The following is a 25,648-nucleotide window of genomic DNA, read 5'->3' on the forward strand; positions in this document are numbered from 1 at the left end:
TGATTCAAAGCGCAAATTCCGCGTCCAGAAAATCTGTGTCCGCCCCAGCCGTCTCCCGGGGCCAGCGGCGGTTGCAGTAGTCCAGAAGAAAGGCGGTGGCCTCTGTCAGACGGCTGCGCAGCAACAGGTCCACCGCGGCCCGGCAGTTGTCCTGGTCCAGAAAGCCCAGGTCTGCCAGCTGCAGCAGCTGGCGGCGCAGGGCGTCGTTGTCCGTCAGGGCCAAGTTCCGGCGCAGATGCTCCAGATAATGTTCCTTGGGCCGCATGTGCCGGAAGTCGTTGGTGCCGCCGTTGGTGTAGAACTCCTGATAGGAGTGGCCCCGCAGCAGGGCCAGCGCGTAGATCAGCCGCTCCTCTCCGGTGAAGCGGTCCTCCTGCCGGTAGCAGGCGCCGATCTCCGGGGCGTACCCTTCCTCTTCCAAAGAGAAACCCAGATAGAAGGCGTATTCCAGCCGCTTCAACTGGGCGTAGCCCTGGCACAGGAAGATATTCTCCCGGGAGGTGTCCTGCCGGACGGTGCCGTTGGCGGCCCGCTCGTCCAAGGCGGCCATCAGGCAGTCCCAGTGGACCATGGCGTGAATGGGGCGCATGCGGGGGGCCGCAATAGCGGTCAGCGCCGGGGAGATGGGGCGGGCGCCGATGGCGTTGGTGGCCAGCCGGAAGAGAAAGGCCTCCTCGTCGGCCAGCTTCTCCGACAGCCAGTCCAGGCTGTCCTGAAAGGCGAACACATCCGCCGTGCCGCCGTATTCCACGATCCGCAGGTTTTCAAAGCGATTCAGGCCGTAAAAGGCATCCACATCCGGGGGGATCACCAGAATCTCCACGCCCCGCAGGGCGGGCACGGCCTTGGCACTGACCCGGGCCACCGGCCCCTCCGGCTGCACCACGGCCCGGCGGCCCTCCAGCCGCAGGCATTCCACTTGTGTTTCCATGGTTCAGATCTCCTCGCTCTGTAATACCAGCTTGATGGCCCACACCGGCACGTCCGGCGGGTCGTACCCGTCGTCCAGAAAAACGAAGGCCGCGTCGTAGTCCGGCTTTTTCTCCGGAAAGATGCCGCGGCCGTCGGTGAAGTAGATCATGCCCTTGAGGTTGGTGAACTCTCCGGCCCGGACCAGCTCGTCCACGTACTGAAACACCGGGCGGAAGTCCGTGCCGCCGAAGCCGTGGAGCTGCATGGTGTCCAGATAGTTGTCGAAGTCCTTCTGGCTGGTGATCTTCCGGTCCTCCTGCACCTCCGCGTCGCACTGGATGATGTGGAGATTGATCTTGGTGAAGAAGTTTTCCTGCTGGCGCAGGATGTTGTAGGTCTTGGTGACGAACCGCTGCACCAGGTCGCCGCTGACGGAGCCGGAGGTGTCGATGGCGATGACGAATTCCTTGATCCGCCGGACCTCCTTGTACTCCAGCGGCTCCACCAGGGGCATATTGCCGTACAGGGACAGACCGTAGGTGTAGTAGATATAGTCGAACTCGTCCTGATTCACCTGGGTGACCTCGCCCAGGCTCATATAGCGGCGGAGGAAGTCCGCATAGTCATACGTCTCCCGGTTCACCGCCTTCAGCTCCTGGACCAGATTGCCGGCATCGGTGCCGTGGCGGCGGGATATGGTCTCCAGGTCCACCTGGAGTCGCTCGCTGATCTCCCGCCAGGTCTGCTCCAGGTCACGGTCCCGCCGTTCCGTGCCGGACTTGGGCGTCTGGGCCCGGCTGCCCTGGCTGCCCCGGCCGGACTTCTGCTTGCCGGGGGTGCCGGTCTCCGGTGTCCGGCCGTTGGACTGGCTGCCTCCTCCGGCGCCCTGGCCGCTCTTCACCGGCAGATACCAGGCCCGGTGGTCGTCCGCCAGGAAGGGGTCCCGCAGCCGGGCCATCTGATCGTCGGAGAGCTGCCGGTCCAGAAAGTACCGGTAGAGCTTCTCCGCCGTCAGGAGCCGCACCTGGGAGCGGAGCTCCTTCAGCGTCTCCTCCTGGGCATAGGCCCGGTTGCAGGCGGCGCTCTCCAGGTGGAGGTCCTCAATGGCGCTTTCCACCGCGATGTCGCAAGCCAGGTCCCAGCACCGACGGTCGATGTTGGCGCTGGTGAACAGGTGCCGGAACACACAGTGGAGCACGATGTGCAGGTAGTCCCGCACATTCCGGCCCCGCTCCCGCTTGTACATGGACAGGACGTAGTACGTGTCGTAAAACAGGTGCTGGCCGTCCGTGGCCAGGGTACCTGGATAGGAGGTCAGCTGGAACTGGCTGAGGGCCAGATCCAGAAACCGAAGGTTCACCAGCAGGGTGTTCCGGGTCAGGCGCAGGATATTCTGAGCCAGGGCGTCCGCCTGGCGGAATTTTTCCACATGATCTTCCATAAGCACAACTCTTCCCGAAAGGGCGCCGGGCGCCCGATGTTCTGACCCTTTATTTTAGCATGGGGATACCGGCAATGCAAGAAAAACGCCCCGGACGGCGTCTTGCGCCCGCCGCCGGGAGATGATATGATAAACCTGTATGAACACGAAAGATGGAGTGGAGACATGAGAAAGCTGGTCGTTGGAATATTGGCCCACGTGGACGCGGGGAAGACCACCCTGTCGGAGGCGCTGCTGTATCAGAGCGGCGCCCTGCGGCGCCTGGGCCGGGTGGACCACCAGGACGCCTTTCTGGACACGGACGCCATGGAGCGGGAACGGGGCATCACCATCTTCTCCAAACAGGCGGTGTTTTCCCTGAAGGACACGGAGGTTACCCTGTTGGACACGCCGGGCCATGTGGACTTCTCCGCTGAGGCGGAGCGGACGCTTCAGGTGCTGGACTGTGCCATTCTGGTCATCAGCGGCACCGACGGGGTCCAGGCCCACACCCGCACCCTCTGGCGGCTGCTGGAGCGGTATCACGTCCCCACCTTCCTCTTTATCAATAAAATGGACCTGGCGGGGGCAGACCGCTCCGCAGTTCTGGCAGGCTTAAAGCAGCGTCTGGGCAGCGGCTGTGTGGATTTCAGCGGCGAACGGGACGAATCGTTCCGGGAGGAGGCGGCCGTCTGCGATGAATCAGTGCTGGAGCGGTATCTGGAGACCGGAGTTCTGACAGACGGCGACCTGCGGCGAATGGTCGGGAAGCGGAAGCTGTTCCCCTGCTGGTTCGGCTCTGCGCTGAAGCTGGAGGGGGTCTCGGAATTCCTGGAGGGGGTGGAACAGTATGCCCCGGTTCCCGCCTATCCGGAGACCTTCGGCGCCCGGATCTACAAGATCGCCCGGGACGGCCAGGGCACCCGCCTCACCTATTTAAAAGTGACAGGCGGCACCCTGCGGGTGAAGAGCCTTTTGACCAACCGCCGCCCCGGTCTGGGAGAGGACCAGGTGTGGGAGGAGAAGGCGGATCAAATCCGCATCTACTCCGGCGCCAAGTTCCGCACGGTGGAGGAGGCCCCGGCGGGGACGGTGTGCGCCGTGACAGGTCTCTCCCGCAGCCGGGCGGGAGAGGGCTTGGGGCTTGAGGCCGGCTGGACTGCCCCGGCGCTGGAGCCGGTGCTGACCTATCAGGTGCTGCTGCCGGAGGGGACGGATCCCCACACTGCCCTGGGCAATCTGCGCCAGCTGGAGGAGGAGGATCCCCAGCTCCACATTGCCTGGAATGAGCAGACCCGCCAGATCCACGTGCAGCTGATGGGGGAGATCCAGCTGGAGATCTTACAACGCATGATCCGGGAGCGGTTCGGCCTGGAGGTGGCCTTCGGCCCCGGCACCATCTGTTATCGGGAGACCATCGCCGCCCCAGTAGAGGGCATCGGCCACTTTGAGCCCCTGCGCCACTATGCAGAGGTCCATCTGCTGCTGGAGCCTGGGGAGCGGGGCAGCGGCCTGGAGTTCGGGACGGCCTGCCCGGAGGACCAGCTGGAGGGCCGTTGGCAGAGGCTGGTCCTGACCCATCTGGCGGAGAAGGAGCACCTGGGGGTGCTGACCGGCTCCCCCATTACGGATATGAAGATCACCCTGGCGGCGGGCCGGGCCCACGTGAAGCACACGGAGGGCGGCGACTTCCGCCAGGCCACCTATCGGGCGGTGCGCCAGGGGCTGATGGAGGCGGAGAGCATCCTGCTGGAGCCCTGGTACGACTTCCGCCTGGAGCTGCCCGCACCTCAGGTAGGCCGGGCCATGACGGACCTCCAGCAGATGGGGGCGCAGCTGTCTCCGCCGGAGACAGCGGGGGAGGAGGCTGTGCTCACTGGTGCTGTGGCGGTGTCCGCTCTGGGGGACTACGCCCGGGAGGTGGCCGCCTACACCCAGGGCCGGGGGCGGCTGCTCTGTTCCCTCCGGGGTTATGCGCCCTGCGCGGACCAGGACGCTGTGCTGGCGTCCGTCGATTACGACCCGACGGCGGATTTGGACAACTCCCCGGACTCCGTGTTCTGTAGCCACGGCGCCGGCGTCATCGTCCCCTGGGATGAAGTGCCCGCCCGGGCGCACGTGTCCAGCGGCCTGGACCTGGGACCGGAGAAAGAGGAGCTGGCGGGGAGGTCTGATACCCGGCGCGCCTCTGTCTACGCTGGGACCATCGAGCAGGATAAGGAGCTCCAGGCCATCTTCGAGCGGACCTACGGCCCCGTGAAGCGGCGGGCCTTTATTCCCCCGAAAGACCCCCGGCGCCCTGCTCCGACAGCGGAGGCAGAGCAGGAAAAGCGGACCATCCGGGAGCAGTTCTCCGGACCGGAGTACCTGCTGGTGGACGGCTACAACATCATTTTTGCCTGGGATGAGCTGAAGGCCATCGCCCGGGACAATCTGGACGCCGCCCGCAAGCAGCTGTGCGATCTCCTCAGCAACTACCGGGGCTTCCGGAAGTGCGAGGTCATCGCCGTGTTTGACGCCTATAAGGTCAAGGGCGGCCAGGGCAGCGTGGAGAAGTACCACGACATCCACGTGGTCTACACCAAGGAGGCGGAGACGGCGGACGCCTATATCGAGCGGGCCACTTACGAGATTGGCCGCCGCCATCGGGTGCGGGTGGCTACCTCCGACGGCCCGGAGCAGCTGATCATTCTGGGCCACGGGGCCCTGCGGCTTTCCGCCAGCGCCTTCCGGCAGGAGGTGGAGCAGGTGGAAGGCCAGATCGCGGACATCCTGGCCGCCAACAACCGCAGGCAGAAGACCGGAAACGTCCGCTCCGCCCTGGAGCGGGCCCAGAGACAGACAGAGGAGGAGAAGCCATGATCGGATTGAGCTGTACCGCAGGCGCGGTGCTGGCCCTCTGCGGCCAGGTCCGCGGAACCCTGGAGCGCAAGGGGCTGCCCCAAAAGGAGCTGGACGGCGGCCGGGTGCGGATCGAACCCCGGTACAACCAGGGCTCCGGCTTCGGCCTTGTCCCGCTGAACGGCCGGCAGATGGCCCCCCTGTCCCTGGCGGCGCTGTGGGCGCTGCTGGGGGTGTGCGGCGGCCGGGGCCTGGGGGCCGGACTGCTGCTAGGCGGCGGACTCAGCAACCTGTGGGAACGGATCCGCCATGGACGGGTCCTGGACTATCTGCGCTTTCCAAAGGCGCCGGGGCCGCTGAAGAAATACACCTACAATCTGGCGGACCTGGCCATCTTCCTGGGCGCTGTGCTGATGGTGCTGCGCCGCAGAAGGCAGTAATATGAGCCGCCCTGCGTGATTCCACGCAGGGCGGCTCTCTTCATAAAAATTTAAGAAATTTCACAGTTTTTTCGTAAACCAAGGGAATCTATACTGAATTTACGAAAAAAACACGGAACTGTAACTGATTTGTAAATTGACAATTAGTTGTGTTTGTGTATATACTAACTGTACTAGTACGGGCAGTACAGTTTTTTTGAATGGCTTAAAAATTTGTCATTGACAAATTTCAAAATTGTGTTACTGTATTATTAGAATAATACAAAAAGAGACATCGTAACGGACCGCACTCTGCCGCGTCTTATGTGAGACATTTTACAGACATTTGACGCAAACGCCGTGGGATGTTGATCTGGTGGCGTTATACTGGAACTGAAAAAATGTTCCGGAAGTTGAAGCGTTCGGCGGGGCTGCGTCGTATAGGAGAACAAGACGAAAGAAGGGAACCTGTTATGAAGATCCTGATTACCACAGATTGGTATACGCCTGCGGTAAACGGTGTGGTCACCTCTGTGAAAAACCTGCAGCGGGAGTTGGAGCGCCGGGGCCATGAGGTCCGGATCCTGACGCTGTCCCAGTCGCTCCACTCCTGGTCCCGGGACGGCGTCACCGCCATCGGCTCCGTAAACGCCGGACGGATCTATCCCGGCGCCCGCCTCCGCACCGCCATGGCGGGCCGCTGGGTACGGGAGCTGATGGACTGGCGGCCGGATGTGATCCACTCCCAATGTGAGTTCAGCACCTTTTTCCTGGCCCGCCGCATCGCAGAGGAGCTGGATGTCCCCCTGGTCCACACCTACCACACGGTGTATGAGGACTACACCCACTACTTCTCCCCCAGCGTCCGGTGGGGCCGATGTGCGGTGGCGGCTTTCTCCCGCTGGGTAGCTGCCCAGGTGGACGGCATGATCGCCCCCACCGGCAAGGTGCGGGGACTGTTGCAGGGCTATGGCGTTCGCTGCCCGGTCTTCGTGGTGCCTACGGGCATCGACCTGCGGCGCTTCCAGCAGGAGGGCGATCCCATGCGCCGGGCGGTTCTGCGGGCCAGCCTGGGCATCCCTGCGGAAAACACTGTGCTGGTGTGCGTGGGGCGCCTTGCGGAGGAGAAGAACATCCAGGAGCTGCTGAAGCTCCGGGCCTCCCTGGGCAGCCGCCCTGTGACGCTGTTGCTGGTGGGGGATGGTCCTGACCGGCCCCGGCTGGAGCAGGTGGCCCACGATCTGCGGCTGGAGGCCCCGGCAGTGATCTTTGCCGGCATGGTGCCCCCGGAGGAGGTGCCGGAGTGGTACCGGCTGGGGGACCTGTTCGTCAGCGCCTCCTCCAGCGAGACCCAGGGTCTGACCTACATCGAGGCACTGGCCGCCGGCGTGCCCGCCCTGTGCCGGGCGGATCTCTGCCTGGAGGGCGTCATCCTGGAGGGAGAGAACGGCTGGCAGTACCACAGCACTGTGGAGTTCCGGCAGCGGCTGGAGGAGTTCCTGGCCAGCCCGGAGACCCACGAAGCGCTGAAGCGGCGGGCCGCAGAGAGTGCGGAGCAGTTCTCCGCCCAGCGGTTTGCCCAGCGGGTGGAGCGCATCTATCAGATGCAGCTGGCCCGGCGGGCGGCCAGCTGTGTCCAGGGGGTGACCGCATGAGCCGGGGCGTGGAAAAGACCGCTCTGCAGGCGGCGTCCCTCTTCGGACTGATTTTGTGCGTGCTGACCGGAATCTGGGCCTGGCAGGCAGGACTGCTAACCTCCCAGGAGCGGCTGCAGGCCTTTGTGGCCAGCTGCGGCGCCGCCGGCGGGCTGCTGTTCGTGGCGTTCCAGATGGTGCAGGTAGTGGTGCCGGTGCTGCCCGGCGGCCTGGGCTGCCTGGTGGGCGTGGTGCTGTTCGGCCCGGTGATGGGGTTTGTCTACAATTATGTGGGCATCTGCATCGGTTCGCTGTTGGCCTTTGCCGTGGCGCGCAACTGCGGGCGGCCGCTGTTGAGCCTGCTGTTTTCGGAAAAGCTCATCGCCAAGTACAGCGATTGGACAGAGCGGAATGACCGGTTTGCACGGCTGTTCGCCCTGGCGATCTTTTTCCCGGTGGCGCCGGACGACTTCCTGTGCTATCTGGCGGGTACCACCTCCATGACCTGGCGGCGGTTCACCACCATCATCCTGCTGGGCAAGCCCCTTTCCATCGCCCTGTACAGCCTGGGGCTGACGGTGCTGTTCCAGCAGATCACAGGCTGGCTGGGGTAAAGACATCCGCGGACGGGCGGATCGGTAAAGGAGACACACATGCGCGTTTTTATCTACAATGGCGGCCTGCGCCTGGTCGGCAAAAGCGGTGTGGGACAGGCCATCCTCCACCAGCGGGAGATGCTGCGCCGGGCCCGGATCGACACTGCCGACCATTGGTGCCAGCGGGCCGGGGCCGTCCATATCAACACGGTGCTGCCGGATTCGGTGCTGGCGGCTCTGGCGGCCAAGCTGATGGGGCGGAAGGTCATTTACTACGGCCACTCCACTATGGAGGATTTCCGCAGATCCTTTCGAGGCTCGGACCGGCTGGCACCCCTCTTCCGCAAGTGGATCACCTTCTGCTACAGCCTGGGCGACGTGGTGCTGACCCCCACGGAATACTCCCGCCGTTTGCTGGAGAGCTACGGCCTCAAGCCGCCGGTGTACAGCATTTCCAACGGCGTGGATACAGAGTTCTTCGCGCCGGATCCCACCCGGCGGGCGTCCTTCCGCCGCCGCTGGGGCCTCCGGGAAGGGGAGCGGGCGGTGATTTCCGTGGGTCACACCATTGCCCGGAAGGGACTGCCGGAATTCCTGGAGCTGGCCCGGCGGATGCCGGAGGCCCGTTTCCTCTGGTTCGGCTGGACGGATCCCCATCTGATCCCCCAGGAGATCCGGCAGGCCATGGAACAGGCGCCGGAGAATGTGACCTTCGCCGGCTTTGTAGACCGGGAGACGCTGCGGGAGGCATATTGCGGCGCGGATGTATTCGCCTTCATGAGTCATGAGGAGACCGAGGGCATCGTGGTGCTGGAAGCCCTGGCCTGCGGCATTCCCACAGTGGTGCGGGACATCCCTGTTTACAACGGCTGGCTGCGGGAGGGACAGAATGTCTACAAGGCCTCCGGCACAGACGAGTTCCAGCAGAAGGCGGAAGGACTTCTGACAGGGACATTGCCGGATCTGACAGCCGCCGGCCGCCGGGTGGCGGAGGAGCGGAGCCTGTCGGTGATGGGGGAGCGCCTGCGGGAGGTCTACCGGCGGATGGACATTCTGCCGGCAGCGCAGCCGGCGGCAAAAACGAACCTCCCTCAGGCGGAGAGACCCGTACAGCACAGCTTCACACCTTAATTCCCGGTATTCCTACGGGATAAGGATACCCTGGCGAGGGATGGTTCCCCATAGCGCCCGCTTCCATTCCGGTTCTGCGGGCCGCCGATGAAGAGAAAAAGCGCCTCCGGCAAAAGCCGGAGGCGCTTTTGGCGCGTTTACTGGGGCAGCGTCTGGACCACGCCGCGGGCACAGTCCACAGAGACCATGGCACCGTCCTTCAGGCGCTGGACGGCGCCGGCGGCGCCCACGATCACCGCCTTGCCCAACGTCAGGCCCACAGTGGCCGCATGGCCGTTGGTGCCGCTCTCCTCGCTGATGACAGCGGCCGCCTGCCGGATATAGGGCAGGAGGTCGTTGGTGGTGTAGGGCACCACCAGCACATCCCCGGGGCGGAACTTGGCGGCCACATCCTCCAGTGAGCGGCAGACGCACAGGGGGCCGGAGGCGTTGCTGGCCCCCACGCCGACGGCGTTGAGCAGGGCCCCGCCCACCAGATGGACCTTGATCATATTGGTGGTGCCGGAGACACCCACGGGCACACCGGCAGTAATGACCACCAGATCGCCCTGCTTCACGAGTTCTGCCTTCTCTGCCGCCTGGATGGCGAACTCGATCAGCTGGTCGGTGTTCTGGGCATAGGACATCAGCAGGGGCACCACGCCCCAGTACAGGGCCATCTGCCGCTGGACCCGCTCACTGAGCAGGCAGGCCACCACCGTGGTGCCGGGGCGGAAACGGCTCACCAGCCGGGCGGTGGCACCGCTCTGGCTGACGGTGAGGATGGCATCGGCACCGATGTCCATGGCAGTGGTGCAGGCGGCATGGGCCGTGGCGGCGGCGATGGACAGGCGGCTGGAACCCGGCAGGTTGCGCATCCGCTTGGCGTAGTTGATGTCCGCCTCGGTCCGCAGGGCAATGGCATCCATGGTCTGCACCGCCTCCACGGGGTATTTGCCCGCCGCTGTCTCGCCGGAGAGCATGATGGCGGAGGTTCCGTCGTAGATGGCGTTGGCCACGTCGGTGATCTCCGCCCGGGTGGGGCGGGGATTCTCCATCATAGAGTCCAGCATCTGTGTGGCTGTGATGACAGGCTTGCCGGCGGCCACGCACTGGGCGATCATGTCCTTCTGGATGATGGGAATCTCTGTGAAGTCGATCTCCACGCCCATATCCCCCCGGGCCACCATGATGCCGTCCGCCACGGACAGGATCTCCGCCAGGTTGCTGACCCCCTCCTGGTTTTCAATCTTGGCGATGATCTGGATGGAGGAGTCTGCCTCATCCAGCAGGCGGCGGATCTCCCGCACGTCGTCCGCCGTGCGGACGAAGCTGGCGGCGATGAAGTCAAAGCCCTGTTCCACGCCGAAGAGGATGTCCTCCCGGTCCCGCTGGCTCATGTAGGGCATGGACAGGCGGATGCCCGGCACATTGACGCCCTTGTTGTTTTTCATGGCCCCGTCGTTTTCCACCCGGCAGCGGACGTCCGCCGCTGTGGTCTCCAGCACCGTCAGGCGCACCAGGCCGTCGTCCAGCAGGATGGTGTCGCCGGCCTTCACGTCCCCGGGCAGGTCGGCGTAGGTGATGGAGCAGCCTTGCTCATCCCCCACGATGTCCCGGGTGGTCAGGGTGAACTCCTGGCCGGTCCGCAGCATGACGGAACCTGCGGCGAAGGACTTCAGCCGGACCTCCGGCCCCTTGGTGTCCAGCATGGCGGCCACCGGCAGGCCCAGCTCCGCCCGCAGGGCCTTCAGGGCGTCCAGACGACCCTTGTGCTCCGCGTGGCTGCCGTGGGAGAAATTGAACCGGGCCACGTTCATGCCGGCCTCCAGCATCTGCCGCAGGACGCCCTCCCTGTCCGTGGCCGGACCGAGGGTGCACACGATCTTTGTCTTTCTCATAAATAAAAATCCACCTTTCGGTCAAAAGGGATACAAACTGTAAGACAGTTTATCACAAAGCCGCAGCGCAAAAAAGTGGAAAAGTGTTCAATAAACAAGAGGGATCCGCCAAAAGGCCCGTCAGCGCGGGAAGGCTCACATCCCCAGCTTTTCCCGCAGGGCGGCGATCATCTCTTGATATTCGCCCTCGGAGAGCAGCACCGGCTTCGGATTCGTGATGGCAAAGGAACCGCCGAACTCGAATCCGCCCTCGTATTTGGGTACGATATGGAAGTGCAGGTGGGGATTCGTATCGCCGAAGGAGCCCAGGTTGATCTTGTCGCAGCCCCACAGTTCCTTCACTGCACCGGAGGCCCGGGCCAGATCCCGGGCGAAGGCGGCCAGCTCCTCCGGCCCGCACTCGCACAGCTCCTTCCGGTGGTTCTTCAGCGCCAGGGCGCAGCGGCCCTTGTGGGCCTGATCCTTGAAGAGATAGAGCACACCGGCCTCCATCTCGCCGACCTTGTACATGATGGCCTCCCGGCCCTCGTGATGTTCATCGCAGTAAAAGCATCCCATGGCTAGATCTCCTTTTGTCAGAATACGGAGGAAATTTTCCCCTTATTACCATACAACCCAAAACCGCCGCCGTCAAGCATCAGTTCAGGATTGCGCCGGGGCAGAGGTTCTGGTATCATCAGGGTATCAAGAACGAAGACGGAGGAGGAATCGACATGAAACTCGGCTTGGTGACGGACAGCCTGGTAGACCGCTCCCTGGCAGAGGCAGCGGCCGTCTGCCGGGGACTGGGGCTGGAGCAGGTGGAGTTGGGCTGCGGCAACTGGTCCCCGGCGCCCCATGTGGACCTGAAAGGGCTGACGGCGGACGCCGGTGCCCGGCACCGGCTGCTGGATACTCTGGGGGAAAACGGCCTCACGATCTCCGCCCTGAACTGCTCCGGCAACCCCCTGTTCCCCGGGGAGAAGGGAGCCGGAGACAGGGCGGTGGCGGAGGGCACGTTCCTCCTGGCGGAGCAGCTAGGGGTGGAGACCGTGGTGATGATGAGCGGCCTGCCCGGCGGCTGCCCGGAGGACCGCACTCCCACCTGGATCGTCACGTCCTGGCCGCCGGAGACGGAGGAAATCCTCCGCTACCAGTGGAAGGCGGCCGTCCCGGTGTGGAAGGCGCTGGCCGCCCGGGCCCGGGACCACGGGGTGAAGCGCATCGCCCTGGAGTTCCATGGCTGGCAGCTGGTGTACAATGTGGAGACGCTCCGCCGCCTGCGGAGTGAGGTGGGAGACGACATTCTGGGGGTGAATCTGGACCCCAGCCATCTCTTCTGGATGGGGGCGGACCCCGTGGAGGTGGCCCGCGCCCTGGCGGACTGCATCTACCATGTCCACATCAAGGACGTGCGCCTGGAGCCGGCTGCCGGGCAGAACACCCTGCTGGACACCAAGGGCGTGCTGGAGTTCGCCAGCCGCTCCTGGAACTTCGTCACCCCCGGCACAGGCCACGACGCCGCCTGGTGGCGCCGCTTTCTGGAGACGCTGCAGGACTGCGGCTACGACGGCGCCCTCAGCATCGAACAGGAGGATTACACCATCCCGCTGGAGGAGGCCCTGCAGAAGGCCGTGTCCCTGCTGCGGCAGGCGCTGCCCGCCTGAAATACGCAAAGCCCCGCCTCACGAACGAGGCGGGGCTTTTTTCAGAACAGGATCACCGCAGGAAATTCCAGTACAGGGTAATGGCCGCCGCCAGCAGGAGCTGCACGGCCAGGATCACCGGCACGCCCACCCGAAAGACCCGGTGGAGCGTCTTGTGGCGGAAGAGGTACATCCCCAGCAGGGCACCCACGCTGCCGCCCACCACGGCCAGAAGCAACAGATTTTTCTCCGGCACCCGCTGGCGGAACCGGGGGTGTTTGGCCAGGAGCTTGTCTACGCCGAAGATCAAAAAGGTCACAGTGTTGATGAGCACCAGCCAGGCGGCCAGCAGCCCCAGGGGAGAGCCGATGAAGGCAACGATACGGTCATTGTGCTCTGTGGGCAGATAGAGTGTCTTTTCTTCCATAACGGCCGCCTCCTGAAACAGCACTGGACTGGCCGGGAGTTCCCAGCCAGTCCAGTGTAGCAGAAGTTTCAGTTTTTGGCAAGCTTGCTGAGTTCCACAGCAGTGGCTGCCGCCAGCTTGGCGTTGTTGTACACCAGCTGGATATTGGAGGCCAGGGAGTCGCCGCCGGTCAGATCCTTGATCTTGGCCAGCAGGAAAGGCGTGGTCTCCTTGCCGTGGATGCCCTGAGCCTTGGCCTCCTCCACGGCCTCGTCGATGGCCTTGTTGATGACGTCCGCGTCCATGGAGTACTCCTCCGGGATGGGGTTGGTCACCAGCATGCCGCCGCCCAGGCCCATATCCTGCTTGACATAAAAGGCTTTGGCCAGCTCCGCCGGGGTGTCGATCTCATAGTCCACGGCAAAGCCGCTCTTCCGGGTGTAGAAGGCGGGCAGCTCGCGGGTGCCGTAGCCGATGACGGGCACGCCGTGGGTCTCCAGGTACTCCAGGGTCAGCCCCAGGTCCAGAATGGACTTGGCGCCGGCACAGACCACCATCACGGGGGTGTGGGCCAGCTCCTCCAGATCGGCGGAGATGTCCATGGTGGTCTCAGCCCCCCGGTGCACGCCGCCGATGCCGCCGGTGGCGAACACGGAGATCCCGGCCATGTGGGCGATAATCATGGTAGTGGTGACAGTGGTGGCGCCGTCCCTGCCCTCCGCCACCAGCACGGGCAGATCCCGACGGCTGGCCTTGGCCACGGCAGGGCCGGTCTTGCCCAGGTAGTCGATCTCCTCGGGAGAGAGGCCGGCCTTCAGCCGCCCGCCGATGACGGCGATGGTGGCAGGGGTGGCGCCGTGTTCCCGGATGATCTTCTCCACGTTCAGGGCCGTCTCCACATTCTGGGGATAGGGCATGCCGTGGGAGATGATGGTGGATTCCAGTGCCACCACGGGACGACCCTCGTCCAGGGCCTTCTGCACTTCAGGGGCGATGTCGAGATACTTGTTCAGAGCCATGATAAAAACCTCCAGATTTGAATTTTGGTTATTCGATGGGGAATGGGGTGTCAGGAATTGGAAATGGGGGGACCGGGAACTTTAAAGCCCAGCCCGCAGCTTCAGCGCTTCCGCGCTCATGGCGGGGTTGATGGTCTCCGCCCCCTCCATGGCGATGGCGGAGGCTGCCAGACCCGCCTTGGCGGTGCCCGTCAGATCCGTGCCCGCAAGATAGGCCCAGGTGATGGCTGCCATGAAGGCATCCCCGCAGCCGGTGGTGTTCACCATCTCCGCCGGCAGGACGGGCAGGTGCACCCGCTCCCCGGAACGGTCGGCGGCGAACACGCCGTCTCCGCCTAGAGAGATGAATACCCGGTGAAGACCGGTGGCCAGCAGGGCGTCCGCGGCGGCGCGCAGGCTGGCCTCATCGGTGATGGCCACGCCGGAGAGCAGCTCCGCCTCGATGCGGTTGGGCTTGAGGGTGTGGAGCCTGCCCAGCACCGGCTGCAACTTCACCGCCTTGGCGGTGGAGACCGGGTCGGCAAAGATAGGCACCGGGCAGTTCTCTGCCAGATAGGCGATGCTCTCCGCGGGAATATTGGTGTCGATCACCAGCACCTGGCTGCCGGACAGCAGCTTCTGCCGCTGAGAGAGCAGCTGGGGTGTCAGATGGCGGTAGATGTCCATGTCACTGACCGCCAGCAGCATGTCGCCCTTCTCGTCATTGATGAAGAGATAAGTGGAGGTGTGCCCCTCCGGGATCACCGGGGATTGGGAGATGTCGATGCCCAGTTCCCCGCAGCTGGCGGCGATCTTCTGGGCGTACAGGTCGTCGCCGAAGGCGGTGACCATCCGCACGTCCAGGCCCAGAAGGCTCATGTTGTGGGCGATGTTCCGGCCCACGCCGCCCAGACTCATCCGCACCGCGCCGGGGTTGGAGTCCCGGTCCACCGGCACCTCCGACGGCCAGCCGCCGATGTCCATGTTGACGCCGCCCACCACCGTGACATAGGGCGCTGTATGGACGATGTAGCCTTTGCCGGTGATGTAGCCCTTCTTCATCAGGTTGGAGATGTGCACCGCCACGGAGGACCGGGTGATGCCGGCCTTCTCCGCCAGTTCCTGCTGGGAGATGAGAGGGTTTTCTTCGATCCAGTTCAGAATCTGCCGTTCCCGCTGGGTCATGGCGCCGCCTCCTTGTAAGCAAAAATTAAGATATATAATCTAATGCTTAGTTTATCTGTTTTTTTGAAAAAGTCAAGACCCAATTTTTAGCCGTCAGCCGTCTGTGGGACGGGGATGCCCGCTTCGCCTGCCGCAGGTACCGGACAGAGAGGTGCTGATGGGGCGGGAGCTTCATGTTCTCCCAGCGGAATAAAAATCGCGCCGGAAGTGGAACCAAACCGCCGCCTTTGCCGACTATACAGGCAGAGGAGGCGATGCTTCATGAAAAAATGGTGCCTGTTTTTGAGCCTGTATTTCTGTATCTGTCTGCTGGCAGCCTGCGCCGGAGGGGACGTCTCCGCCGGTGCGGGGGCCGATTCCGGCGGCACACCCGCGGAGGAGACCCGGACCGGAGGAGAGACGACGGAGCCCGGCCGGGTGACGGAGACCTTCCGGCTGGTGACTGTGGGGGACGGCGATGATCCGGCTTCTGTGCTGGCCGGGACGGACGGCGGGGCCGGAGCTGTGTACACCCTGGACCTCTTCAGTGTGGAAGACCTGACTATCGAGGGATACACCCAGGAGGAGATGGACCTGCTGGACTGGTCTCCCATGCCTGGCGCTCTGGTGGAGGTCACCTGGGACGGCTCCGTCATGGAGTCCTACCCCATGCGGTTCGGCACGGTGGCCTCCGTTCGCATCCTGGAGGACGGCTTTGACGATCTGTGCCGGCTGCACCTGGACGTGCTGAACGATCTCTGGGAGGTGGACCCCAGCCTGAATGATGGCATCACGGAGCTGGGGGTGGACCTGTCCGGGACCTCCCTGCCGGAAAGCGAACAGGCCGCGGTGGCCTATGCCTTCGGCTCCGCCCACGGGCTGATGGCTATGGAGGGCACATATCAGGACTTCGTGGACAGCGGGTATATCGACGGGGAAGCACTGTTCTGGAAGGACGGCTGCCTGTTCTCCGTCAAAGAGACCCAGGATGAAAACCCGGTGACCTTTAATCTGCCCAGTTTCGGTCCTGGGGACGAGATGCCGGACTACAGTGGCGTCCGCTTTGACGCGGAGAAGTGGCGCAGCGGCCTGGGGGCCTATTTCTTCACAGACTGCACCGCTGTCCGAAATGGCGGCGGCCAGTGGGGCGATTACACCGTGGGGGCGGAGGCGATCGCCTGAAAACCGGGAAAACGCCCGTTCCCTCTTGTAAAACTATTTGAAATGGAGTACAATATCCATGATTATGCAGCCATTTCCAGCAAAAACAAGAAAACGGGTGAAGTTTATGAGCTATACGAAAATCGCGGCCATCTACGCCGACAGCGAGGCACTCTCCGGCCAGACGGTCACCGTGGGCGGCTGGGTCCGCACCATCCGGGACATGAAGACCTTCGGCTTCATCGAGCTGAACGACGGGTCCTGCTTCAAGAATCTCCAGGTGGTCATGGAGGCCGGGACGCTGGAGAACTATAAGGATATCGCCGCCCAGAACGTGGGCGCCGCCCTGATCGTCACCGGCACCGTCGTCCTGACGCCGGAGGCCAAGCAGCCCCTGGAGCTGAAGGCCGCCTCCATCGAGGTGGAGGGCACCTCCACCTCCGACTACCCCCTGCAGAAAAAGCGCCACAGCGTGGAGTTTCTGCGTACCATCCAGCACCTGCGGCCCCGGACGAACCTGTTTTCCGCCGTGTTCCGGGTGCGGAGCGTGGCGGCCTACGCCATTCATCAGTTCTTCCAGGAGCGGGGCTTCGTCTACGTCCACACCCCCATCATCACTGCCAGCGACTGTGAGGGCGCCGGCGAGATGTTCCGGGTCACCACGCTGGACCCCAAAAATCCGCCCATGACCGAGGATGGGGAGGTGGACTTCTCCCAGGACTTCTTCGGTAAACCTGCGAACCTCACCGTCTCCGGCCAGTTGAACGCGGAGAACTTCGCCATGGCCTTCGGGGACGTATATACCTTCGGCCCCACCTTCCGGGCGGAGAACTCCAACACCCAGCGCCACGCCGCCGAGTTCTGGATGATCGAGCCGGAAATGGCCTTCACAGACCTGAAGGGCGATATGGATGTGGCGGAGGCCATGATCAAGTTCGTCATCCGTCAGGTGATGGAAAAGTGCCCTCAGGAGCTGGCCTTTTTCAACAGCTTCGTGGACAAGGGCCTGCTGGAGCGGCTGGAGCACGTGGCCTCCTCTGACTTCGGCCGGGTGACCTATACCGAGGCAGTGGCGATTCTGGAGCAGCACAACGACCTGTTTGACTACAAGGTCTCCTGGGGCTGCGACCTGCAGACGGAACACGAGCGGTATCTCACCGAGCAGGTGTACAAGAAGCCGGTGTTCGTCACGGATTATCCCAAGGAGATCAAGGCGTTCTACATGCGCCTCAACGACGATGGGAAAACCGTGGCCGCGGCGGACTGCCTGGTACCCGGCATCGGCGAGATCATCGGCGGCAGCCAGCGCGAGGAGCGGCTGGAAATCCTGGAAAGCCGCATCCGGGAGCTGGGCATGAACCCCAAGGACTACTGGTGGTACTGCGACCTGCGGCGCTACGGCTCCTGCAAGCACGCGGGCTTCGGCCTGGGTTTTGAACGGCTGGTGATGTACCTCACCGGCGTCAGCAACATCCGGGACGTCCTGCCCCACCCGAGAACGGTCGGCAGTGCGGACTTTTAAAAAATAAAATCGACTCCGGCGCCCTGTCCATCTGCTTGGACAGGGCGCCGTTTTTTGCGGTTGTGGGGACGGAGGGCGGTACCCTTCTGCGCATTGCCGGCGGTCCGCTGCAACAGTTTTTCTTGAGGAGAGGCGGGGCCCTAGTGTATAGTTAGGAAAAACTCAAAAGGAGGAAAAAAATGGAAAGCGATACAATGGAACTTCTGCGCCTGATGCTGGCGCATCTGCGGCCCAGGCTTCAGGGACGGGACGAAGAGTGGCAGGCGCTGGAGCGGAAGCAGCAAGAACTGATGGCCAGCTTCCGGGAAACCCACGGCGGGGACGTGCCGCTGCTGGAGGAGGTCCTGGAGATGGAGGACGCCTGGGCTGGCGCGGGAGAACGGGCCTGCGCCGCCCACTTCTTTCTGGGGCTGCAAATGGGCCTGGACCTGGGGAAGCTGAACTATCTGCGGGAGGAATAGGCGCTGCCCCGGAGTGCGCGTGAAAGAGAGCGCCCGGACCACGTGGCCCGGGCGCTCTCTTTCAGTTAGATGAAGAACTGTGCCGGATCAGGCCAGCACCCGCACGCAGCGGTCGATGAGGGTCATGTGGACCGCTTCGCCCTCTGCGAAGCGCTTGGACAGCTGGGGGTTGTAGACCTCCACGATGATGGGCTGGTCGCCCAGCATGACCTCGTACTCCACTTTGGCACCGTAGTAAGTGGCCCGGGAGACACGGCCGGACAGGGGGCCCTCTTCCTCAGAGAGGAGAATAGACTCCGGACGAACCGCCAGGCAGCAGGGGCCGTCCTTCTGGACGCCCTCCATCTTGCCGGGGGCGGGGATGGGGAAGGTGTGGCCGCCCACTTCCACCAGGGCGTTCTCGCCGTCCATGCCGCGGAAGGTGCCGTCGATGAAGTTGGCCTTGCCGATGAAGTTGGCCACGAACCGGCTGTTGGGCTGCTCATAGATCTCTGTGGGCGTGCCCTGCTGGCAGATGACGCCGTCCTTCATGATGACCACCCGGTCGGAGATGGCCATGGCCTCGGACTGGTCATGGGTGACATAAAGGGAGGTGATGCCCAGCCGTTTCTGAAGGGCCCGGAGCTCGTCCCGCATGCTCTCCCGCAGCTTGGCGTCCAAGTTGGACAGGGGCTCGTCAAACAACAGCACGCTGGGCTCAATGACCACGGCGCGGGCCAGGGCCACCCGCTGCTGCTGTCCGCCGGAGAGCTGGTTGGGGAACCGGCGCTCCATACCGGTCAGCTGCATCAGCTCCATGACGGCGTTGGTGCGGCGGACCACCTCATCCTGGGAGACCTTGGCCACTTTCAGACCGTAGGCCACGTTCTCCCAGATGTTCAGATGGGGGAACAGAGCGTAGCTCTGGAACACCATGGAGATGCCCCGCTTGTTGGGGGGGATCTTGGCAACATCCCGCTCACCGATAAACACGCTGCCGCTGGTGGGGTACTCAAAGCCGGAGATCATCCGCAGCGTGGTGGTTTTGCCGCAGCCGGAAGGGCCCAGCAGCGTCACCATCTCGCCGTCCTGGATGTTCAGGTTGATGTGGTCCACAGCCACGAAATCCTTGCCGGTATCCGGCTGCTGGAAGATCTTGGTGATCTCTTTTAAAACCACGCCGGAGCTCTTTTTGCCCAGCGCCGACTTTTCCATCTGCTTGCTCATTTTGTTTCCTCCGTTTTCTCGTGAATGCCTGCGCCCTTGGGCACCCTGGAGCGGGGGGCCAGCAGCAGGTTGATCAATCCGTTGAAAATGCCGATAAACACCAGCAGGATTACGACCATCATGGTGACGAAGGCCGCAGCCTGGCTGTATTTTGCCTGGTCAAAGAGCGTGTAGATCTTGCTGGTGACCAGATCCCAGCGGGGAGAGACCAGGAAGATGATGGCGCTGACGGCAGTGATGGCCTTCACGAAGGAGTACACCAGGCCGGAGAAGAAGGCGTTGCGCAGCATAGGCAGGGAGATCCGGCGGAAGGAGTAGCCGCTGCCGGCACCCAGAATGGTGGAGGCCTCTTCAATGGAGTTGTCGATCTGCAGCAGCGTGGTGGTGCCGGACTCAATCGCCACCGGCATATTCCGGAACACGAACACGATCACCAGGATGGCAGCGGTGCCGGTGAGCACTAGGAAGCCGGTGTTGAAGGCCAGGATGTAGGCGATGCCCAGCACAGTGCCGGGGACGGCGAACATCAGAACAGAGGACACCTCGATAAACCGTTTGCCGTAGTAGTCCCGCTTGGCGGTGATGTAGGCGATGACCATGCCCAGCAGGCCGCCGATCAGCGCTCCGATCAGACCCAGGATAATGGAGTTCCGCAGGCTGTCCCAGCCCTGCTGCAAGGCGCGGGTGTACTGGTCCAGGGTGAGGGTGTAGTCGTAGCCCCAGGTCTTGACGAAGGAACCAAAGACCACTGTGCCGTAGAACAGGATGATGACCGCGGCCACCACCAGGCAGACAGCGAACAGGGGCCATTTGATATGGGGCTCATCGATGAGCTTGCGGGCCTGGGTGGGCTTGCCCGTGACGGTGACGAAACTCTTTTTGTTGACCCAGTATTTGTTCAGCAGATAGGCCAGCATGGTAGGCACCAGCATCAAAAGCGCCAGCACGGAGCCCTTCTGCATGTCATAGCTGCCGGTGATGGTTTGATAGACTTCCACAGATAAGGTGGTGAAATCGCCGCCGATGGTGGCGGGATTGGAGAAGTCCTCCAGAGACTGGATGAACACCAGCAGGCAGCCGGAGATGATGCCCGGCAGGGACAGCGGAAAGGTGACCGTCCAGAAGGTGTGCCACCGGCTGGCGCCCATGTTGCAGGCGGCGTCCTCCACCGATGCGTCGATGGAGGAGAGGATGCCGGAGAGGGTCATATAGGCGATGGGGAAGAAACTCAGCACCTGCACCACGATCAGGCTGCCCATGCCGTAGACGTCGTTGTCCGTGATCTTCAGCAGCCCGTTGGTAATCAGCCCCTGCCGCCCGAACAGAAAGATGATGGACAGGCACAGAATGAAGGGCGGGGACAGGATGGGCAGGGTGGCGATGGTCTTCAGAAAGCCCTTGCAGGGGACGTTTGTGCGGGTGATGGTATAGGCGAAGATGTAGCCGATGAAGGTGGCGATCACTGCCACGATCACTCCCAGCACCATGGTGCGGCCGAACGTCTTTAAATACCGGGAGGTGGAAAAGATCTCCGCCGCGGTAGCCAGGGAGAAAGTCCCGGACGCATCGGTCAGGCTGAAGAGCAGAATCTTCACCAGGGGATAGATGACGAATAAAAGCAGGAGCACGATGACCGTAAGGATCGAGATCAGCATGATGGGCTGACGCATGATCATCTTGGATTCGTTCCGCCTTTTCAGGCGGGCGGCGCTTTTGCCGCCCGAACCAGCAGCGTTTGCCATTTGGGTTCCTCCTGTTGATTTTCAAGCGTTTGGCAAGAGGACTTCCTCCCCGCCGGGGAGGAAGTCCTGCAGGCATAGAGAGAATCTTCCGGAATTACTCCAGATTTTCAGAGCTGGCGATGTTCGCCTCGAACTGCGCGACGAACTCGTCCTTGTGCTCGGCAGCCCAGACGGCATCATAGTCGATGACGGCCACGGAGTCCAGCGTCACCAGACCCTCGGCCGGAGTGGCCTGGGAGTTGGTGGGCACCCGGAAGGAATTGTTCTCGGCATACAGGTTCTGACCCTCTGCAGAGCACATGAAGTCGATGAACTTCTTGGCGTTTTCCTGCTCGTCAGCGGGACCGCCCTTGATCAGGGCCATGGCACCCACCTCATAGCCGGTGCCGTCGGTGGGGAAGGACAGCTCGATGGGATAGCCCTCGGTGGTGGGCTGCAGACCGTCGTGAGAGAAGGTCAGGGCAATGGCCGCCTCGCCCAGGGCCACGCCGTTGGGAGCGGCGGAACCGGACTTGGTGTACTGGGACATGTTCTTGTCCAGCTCCTTCAGGTAATCCCACACGGCATCCTCACCCTTCAGCTGGATCAGCGTGGCCAGAACGGTGTAGGCGGTGCCGGAGGTGGCGGGGTGGGCCATAATGATCATATCCTGATACTTGGGATCCAGCAGGTCATCCCAGCTGGTGGGATAATCATACCCTTTGTCCGCGAACCAGTCCTTGTTGCAGGCGAAGGCGATGGCGCCCACATAGATGGGGTTCCACACGCCGTCGGGGTCCAGATAGTTCTCCGGGGTGTTGGACAGCTCGGGGGACTGATAGGCCTCCAGCAGGCCCTGGCTGGAGGCGGCGATGTAGTTATCGGTGGAGCCGCCGAACATCAGGGAGGCCTGGGGATTGTCCTTCTCAGCAGCCACGCGGGTCAGCATCTCACCGGCGGAGAGCCGCAGAGCGTTGACCTTGATGCCGGTGGCCTCCTCAAACGCGTTGAAGTAGTAGGCCACCTCGGCCTCGGGGAATGCCGTGTAGACGGTCAGCTCGTTGCTGCCGCTGGACTCCCCGCCGTCCCCTTCGGAGGAGGTGTCACTGTTGCCGCCGCCGCAGGCGGTGAGCATTCCCAGCGTCATGGCCAGGGTAAGGAGCAGCGCGAATAGACGTTTGCTCTGTTTCATAAGAGTGTCTCCTTTTCACCAATTTTAGGTTCCGGATCCTCCGGGATTTTAGGGATATTGTAGCATCTCCGGAAAAGAGTGTCAATAATTGGTAACGTTTGCACACAGGAGGAACCCCATAAAGCAAAGACAAAAATAGAAAAAATGTATTTGTATAAGAGACAAAAATGGCGGCGGCGCTGGCTTTTTCCGGAAGTTTTGTTAAAAAGCGGAAGGGGAAATTGGTGAAACTATAAAATTTATGACAGCGCTTACTTTCAAACACGTGCCCTTCAAAACCGTTTCGTATCCCCGGGACCCGGCTGGACTGAAATTGCCCAAATTTTTCTCCAGGCTTTAGGCAATCAGCCGAAGATTTCCGCCAGAGTGTGGAAGATATTGACTTCTCTTCCGGCTTGTGATAAACATAAAAGAAACAATTTGGGCGCTTTGGGTTCGTCGAAATTTGTCAAGAATGCTGAGAATGGCGCCGTTCAAACAGCTTTATTTAACCATGCAACCGTTTCCGGGAATATGCGGCAACATCTGCCGCAGAGGTGACCTGCCGAAAGAGAGGGGAGAGTTGGCGGAGCCATTCCTCCCCTTTTTATTGTTTGACTGCCCGGCGCGGGGCGGAGAGAGGAGTGTGCACAGAATGATGGAAGGACTGGCATACCTGCGGGAGATGAACGTGGCCTCCGTCCTGCTGCGCCTGACTGTGGCCATGCTCTTCGGGGGCTTCATCGGACTGGAGCGGGAGCGGAAGCGCCGGCCGGCAGGCTTCCGGACCTATATGCTGGTATGCTTGGGCGCGGCGCTGACCATGCTGCTCAGTCAGTATGAGAGCTATATGGTGACCCACGCCTGGCATGAGACCGCCATGGAGATCGGCCTGCGGACGGATGTGTCCCGCTTCGGCGCCCAGGTCATCAACGGCATCGGCTTTCTGGGTGCGGGCACCATCATCGTCACCGGCAAGCAGGAGGTGAAGGGACTGACCACGGCGGCGGGCCTTTGGGCGTCCGCCTGTATGGGTCTGGCCATCGGCGCGGGATTTTACGAGTGCGTACTTTTGGGCTTCCTGCTGATCCTGCTGACCAACCGGCTGCTGCCCTTCGTGGAGGATGCCATCATCGAAAGCGCCCGGAACATGAACATCTATGTGGAATTCCAGACGCTGGACAATCTGGGGGACATCATTGCCCGCATCAAGTCTCAGGGCGGACAGATTTATGAAGTGGATCTGGACCGGGGCCGGGAGGAGCGGTCCAAGAATCCCAGCGCGGTGTTCTCCATTCGGCTGCCCGGCAGGCACTACCACGTCCGGGTCCTGGCGGCGATCTCCGAGTTGGAGAGCGTCTACACCATTGATGAAATCTGAGGGAGGTGCGGAGATTGCTGCCGATTTTTGACGGTGTGCGGGATGTGACCGTGCTGTCCACCACGCTGCGGATGCTGCTGGCGGTGGTGTGCGGCGGTCTCATCGGGCTGGAGCGGGAGTACAAGCGCCGGCCGGCGGGGTTCCGCACCCATATCCTGATCTGCCTGGGGGCGGCCATGACGACCCTCACCAGCCAGTTCCTTTATTTGAACCTCCATTACTACACGGACATGGCCCGGCTGGGAGCCCAGGTGGTGGCGGGCATTGGCTTCATCGGCGCAGGCGCCATCATCGTCACCCGGCGCCGCCGGGTGAAGGGGCTCACTACGGCGGCGGGCCTCTGGGCGGCGGCCATTGTGGGCCTGTGCCTGGGCGGCGGGTTCTACGAGGGCGGCATCTTCGCCACGGCGCTGATTCTGGCGGCGGAGATGTTCCTGTCCAAGCTGGAGTACCGGATGCTGGACAACGCCCCGGAGGTGAACCTCTATATGGAGTACAGTAACAAGACCTGCCTGGACAATGTGCTGCGGCTGTTCCGGGATTTGAACCTGAAAGTGCTGAACATGGAGATTACCCGCTCTACGGAGACGGAGACGCACAATGCCTGCGCCCTCTTTACCCTGCGGCTGAACAAGCGGTGCCGGGTGGAGCAGCTGATCCCCAAGATGAACGCCACGGAGGGCGTGGTGTCGGTAGAGGAGTTGTAACAGCGGCGCAAGCCGGAAGAATAGGAGAGAGACTATGAAAAAAACGTATGACGTACTGGTGATCGGCCCGGTGTCCCTGGATCACAACATCGACTATCAGGGCAACGAACGCAAGGAGGTGGGCGGCGCCGTGGTGGCCTCCGGCTTTGCGGCTGCCAAAAGCGGCAACCGCACCGCCGTGTTTACCAAGCTGAATCCCGCGGATGCGGATGTGGAGGAGCGGTTCGCCGGGTCCGGTGCGGATGTGTACTGGAAGCCGTCTCAGGCCACCTGCTCCATCCGCAACCAGTATTTCACCGCCGACAAAGAAAAGCGGGCCTGCACCTCCATGGGGGTGTGCGATCCCTTTCGGTTCGATGAGCTGCCGGATATCGAGACCAAGATCTATCACTTCGCCGGCCTGGTGTACGGCGACTTCGACGGTGCCCTCTTTGCCGAGGCAGCCAGGCACGGCAAGGTGGCGGTGGATGTCCAGTGCCTGCTGCGCCATGTGGAGGCGGACAGGACCATGGCCTTCCACGACTGGGCGGAAAAGAAGCAGTACCTGCCGGTGATCGACTACCTCAAGACCGACGCGGCGGAGGCGGAGATCCTGACGGGCCTCACCGATCGGGCGGAGGCCGCCAAGCTCCTGCACAGCTGGGGCGCCAAGGAGGTCCTCATCACCCACAACACCGAGGTGCTGGCCTACGACGGGGTGACCACCTACACCTGTCCCATCAAGGCACGGAACCTCTCCGGCCGGACCGGGCGGGGCGACACCACCTTTGCCGGCTATATCACGGAGCGCCAGCGGGCCGGGGTGGAGGAGGCTCTGCGGTACTGCACGGCCCTGGTCTCCCTGAAGATGGAGACGCCGGGCCCCTTCCAGGGCACCCGACAGGATGTGCTGGATTATATCCGGGAGTTTTATTGAGAAGGCACAGGAGCCGTCCGCAGACAGCGGACGGCTCCTGTACAAAAACTCCATTGACAATGGGTATTGTCCGTGATAAGGTAACAAGTGTCAATTACATAAAGGCAAACGAAGTCCCTAGAGAAACGGCGCAAGCCTGCCGAAGGAGTGAAACTCTCAGGTGTCCCGGCACGGGATGAGGACTAGGGATGGATGTGGCTCTGGAGAAGCTCAGATGAGTACCGAAGGTGCAAGGCGGGAAATCCCGCTGAATCTCTCAGGTAAAAGGACAGAGTAAAGGGCAGGCCCTTCCGCACAGCGGAGGGGGCCGGCGCTTTGTTGGGCTGGGCAGGGTCTGTCCGGCCCTTTTCGTTTGCGGACAAGGAGAGAGAAAACA

The 25,648-nt window shown here is 62.6% G+C and carries 22 protein-coding genes and 1 riboswitch; of the genes, 12 read left to right on the forward strand and 10 right to left on the reverse strand.

Annotated elements, in window-relative coordinates; translation table 11 throughout:
• Positions 1-4: 4 nt before the first annotated feature.
• A complete protein-coding gene (locus DN611_RS02330) occupies positions 5-931 on the reverse strand; it encodes a hypothetical protein (protein ID WP_021749044.1) in 927 nt (308 codons plus the stop codon).
• A gap of 3 nt (positions 932-934) precedes the next feature.
• Positions 935-2,353 (reverse strand): vWA domain-containing protein, encoded by a 1,419-nt coding sequence (locus DN611_RS02335; RefSeq protein ID WP_119310557.1) that lies wholly within the window; start codon positions 2,351-2,353, stop codon positions 935-937.
• Positions 2,354-2,518: 165 nt separating this feature from the next.
• On the opposite strand from DN611_RS02335, the gene DN611_RS02340 reads away from it, so the two are divergent.
• From DN611_RS02340 to DN611_RS02360, 5 genes are all read left to right on the forward strand, one after another.
• On the forward strand, positions 2,519-5,194 hold the full coding sequence (locus DN611_RS02340; RefSeq protein WP_119310558.1) for a translation factor GTPase family protein: 2,676 nt from the start codon (positions 2,519-2,521) through the stop codon (positions 5,192-5,194).
• Positions 5,191-5,613, forward strand: coding sequence for a signal peptidase II (locus DN611_RS02345; RefSeq protein ID WP_021749047.1), 423 nt, complete (start codon positions 5,191-5,193; stop codon positions 5,611-5,613). Before DN611_RS02340 ends, DN611_RS02345 begins: the two co-directional genes overlap by 4 nt.
• 452 nt (positions 5,614-6,065) lie before the next feature.
• Complete coding sequence (locus tag DN611_RS02350) at positions 6,066-7,247, forward strand: glycosyltransferase family 4 protein (protein WP_119310559.1); 1,182 nt, start codon at positions 6,066-6,068, stop codon at positions 7,245-7,247.
• On the forward strand, positions 7,244-7,840 hold the full coding sequence (locus DN611_RS02355; RefSeq protein WP_021749049.1) for a TVP38/TMEM64 family protein: 597 nt from the start codon (positions 7,244-7,246) through the stop codon (positions 7,838-7,840). The genes DN611_RS02350 and DN611_RS02355 overlap by 4 nt, the downstream gene beginning before the upstream one ends.
• A gap of 39 nt (positions 7,841-7,879) precedes the next feature.
• A complete protein-coding gene (locus DN611_RS02360) occupies positions 7,880-8,953 on the forward strand; it encodes a glycosyltransferase family 4 protein (protein WP_025544929.1) in 1,074 nt (357 codons plus the stop codon).
• 137 nt (positions 8,954-9,090) lie between these two features.
• On the opposite strand, the gene pyk is transcribed toward DN611_RS02360, so the two are convergent.
• Positions 9,091-10,833 carry a pyruvate kinase gene (pyk, locus tag DN611_RS02365; RefSeq protein ID WP_119310560.1) on the reverse strand — a complete coding sequence of 581 codons (1,743 nt, stop codon included), beginning with the start codon at positions 10,831-10,833 and terminating at the stop codon, positions 9,091-9,093.
• Positions 10,834-10,968: 135 nt separating this feature from the next.
• On the reverse strand, positions 10,969-11,391 hold the full coding sequence (locus DN611_RS02370) for an HIT family protein (protein ID WP_119310561.1): 423 nt from the start codon (positions 11,389-11,391) through the stop codon (positions 10,969-10,971).
• Positions 11,392-11,546: 155 nt separating this feature from the next.
• Between DN611_RS02370 and DN611_RS02375 the strand changes: the two genes are divergently transcribed.
• Positions 11,547-12,479, forward strand: coding sequence for a sugar phosphate isomerase/epimerase family protein (locus DN611_RS02375; protein WP_119310562.1), 933 nt, complete (start codon positions 11,547-11,549; stop codon positions 12,477-12,479).
• Between the two features lie 52 nt (positions 12,480-12,531).
• Here DN611_RS02375 and DN611_RS02380 read toward each other — a convergent pair whose 3' ends face one another.
• From DN611_RS02380 to DN611_RS02390, 3 genes are all read right to left on the reverse strand, one after another.
• Positions 12,532-12,885, reverse strand: a complete 354-nt coding sequence (locus tag DN611_RS02380) for a DUF1294 domain-containing protein (protein ID WP_119310563.1) — start codon at positions 12,883-12,885, stop codon at positions 12,532-12,534.
• 68 nt (positions 12,886-12,953) lie between these two features.
• Entirely contained in the window at positions 12,954-13,883 is a 930-nt protein-coding gene (locus DN611_RS02385) for a pseudouridine-5'-phosphate glycosidase (protein ID WP_021749055.1), read from the reverse strand.
• An 81-nt stretch (positions 13,884-13,964) separates the two neighbouring features.
• Positions 13,965-15,047 (reverse strand): PfkB family carbohydrate kinase, encoded by a 1,083-nt coding sequence (locus DN611_RS02390; protein ID WP_021749056.1) that lies wholly within the window; start codon positions 15,045-15,047, stop codon positions 13,965-13,967.
• 261 nt (positions 15,048-15,308) lie between these two features.
• Between DN611_RS02390 and DN611_RS02395 the strand changes: the two genes are divergently transcribed.
• The 3 genes from DN611_RS02395 (at position 15,309) to DN611_RS02405 (ending at position 18,170) form a co-directional block, all read left to right on the forward strand.
• Positions 15,309-16,208: a hypothetical protein gene (locus tag DN611_RS02395; protein ID WP_119310564.1), complete on the forward strand. Its 900-nt coding sequence runs from the start codon at positions 15,309-15,311 to the stop codon at positions 16,206-16,208.
• A 106-nt stretch (positions 16,209-16,314) separates the two neighbouring features.
• The gene (gene asnS, locus DN611_RS02400; protein ID WP_036630172.1) at positions 16,315-17,709 is read left to right on the forward strand and encodes an asparagine--tRNA ligase; all 1,395 of its coding nucleotides are present in this window, start codon (positions 16,315-16,317) and stop codon (positions 17,707-17,709) included.
• Positions 17,710-17,888: 179 nt separating this feature from the next.
• Complete coding sequence (locus tag DN611_RS02405) at positions 17,889-18,170, forward strand: hypothetical protein (RefSeq protein WP_021749060.1); 282 nt, start codon at positions 17,889-17,891, stop codon at positions 18,168-18,170.
• 87 nt (positions 18,171-18,257) lie between these two features.
• Here DN611_RS02405 and DN611_RS02410 read toward each other — a convergent pair whose 3' ends face one another.
• The 3 genes from DN611_RS02410 to DN611_RS02420 form a co-directional block, all read right to left on the reverse strand.
• The gene (locus tag DN611_RS02410) at positions 18,258-19,376 is read right to left on the reverse strand and encodes an ABC transporter ATP-binding protein (RefSeq protein ID WP_021749061.1); all 1,119 of its coding nucleotides are present in this window, start codon (positions 19,374-19,376) and stop codon (positions 18,258-18,260) included.
• Positions 19,373-21,118 (reverse strand): ABC transporter permease, encoded by a 1,746-nt coding sequence (locus DN611_RS02415; protein WP_021749062.1) that lies wholly within the window; start codon positions 21,116-21,118, stop codon positions 19,373-19,375. Before DN611_RS02415 ends, DN611_RS02410 begins: the two co-directional genes overlap by 4 nt.
• 94 nt (positions 21,119-21,212) lie before the next feature.
• Positions 21,213-22,289, reverse strand: a complete 1,077-nt coding sequence (locus DN611_RS02420; RefSeq protein ID WP_021749063.1) for an ABC transporter substrate-binding protein — start codon at positions 22,287-22,289, stop codon at positions 21,213-21,215.
• A 634-nt stretch (positions 22,290-22,923) separates the two neighbouring features.
• Between DN611_RS02420 and DN611_RS02425 the strand changes: the two genes are divergently transcribed.
• The 3 genes from DN611_RS02425 to DN611_RS02435 are packed head-to-tail and all read left to right on the forward strand — an operon-like array spanning position 22,924 to position 25,272.
• Positions 22,924-23,649 (forward strand): MgtC/SapB family protein, encoded by a 726-nt coding sequence (locus DN611_RS02425; protein WP_025544438.1) that lies wholly within the window; start codon positions 22,924-22,926, stop codon positions 23,647-23,649.
• Positions 23,650-23,663: 14 nt separating this feature from the next.
• Positions 23,664-24,356 (forward strand): MgtC/SapB family protein, encoded by a 693-nt coding sequence (locus DN611_RS02430; protein WP_021749067.1) that lies wholly within the window; start codon positions 23,664-23,666, stop codon positions 24,354-24,356.
• 34 nt (positions 24,357-24,390) lie between these two features.
• The gene (locus DN611_RS02435) at positions 24,391-25,272 is read left to right on the forward strand and encodes a PfkB family carbohydrate kinase (protein WP_021749068.1); all 882 of its coding nucleotides are present in this window, start codon (positions 24,391-24,393) and stop codon (positions 25,270-25,272) included.
• A 190-nt stretch (positions 25,273-25,462) separates the two neighbouring features.
• A riboswitch (glycine riboswitch) is annotated at positions 25,463-25,554 on the forward strand.
• The last annotated feature ends 94 nt before the right edge of the window (positions 25,555-25,648 follow it).

The sequence above is a fragment of the Oscillibacter sp. PEA192 genome, assembly GCF_003574015.1.
GTDB classification, from domain to species: Bacteria; Bacillota; Clostridia; order Oscillospirales; family Oscillospiraceae; genus Oscillibacter; species Oscillibacter welbionis.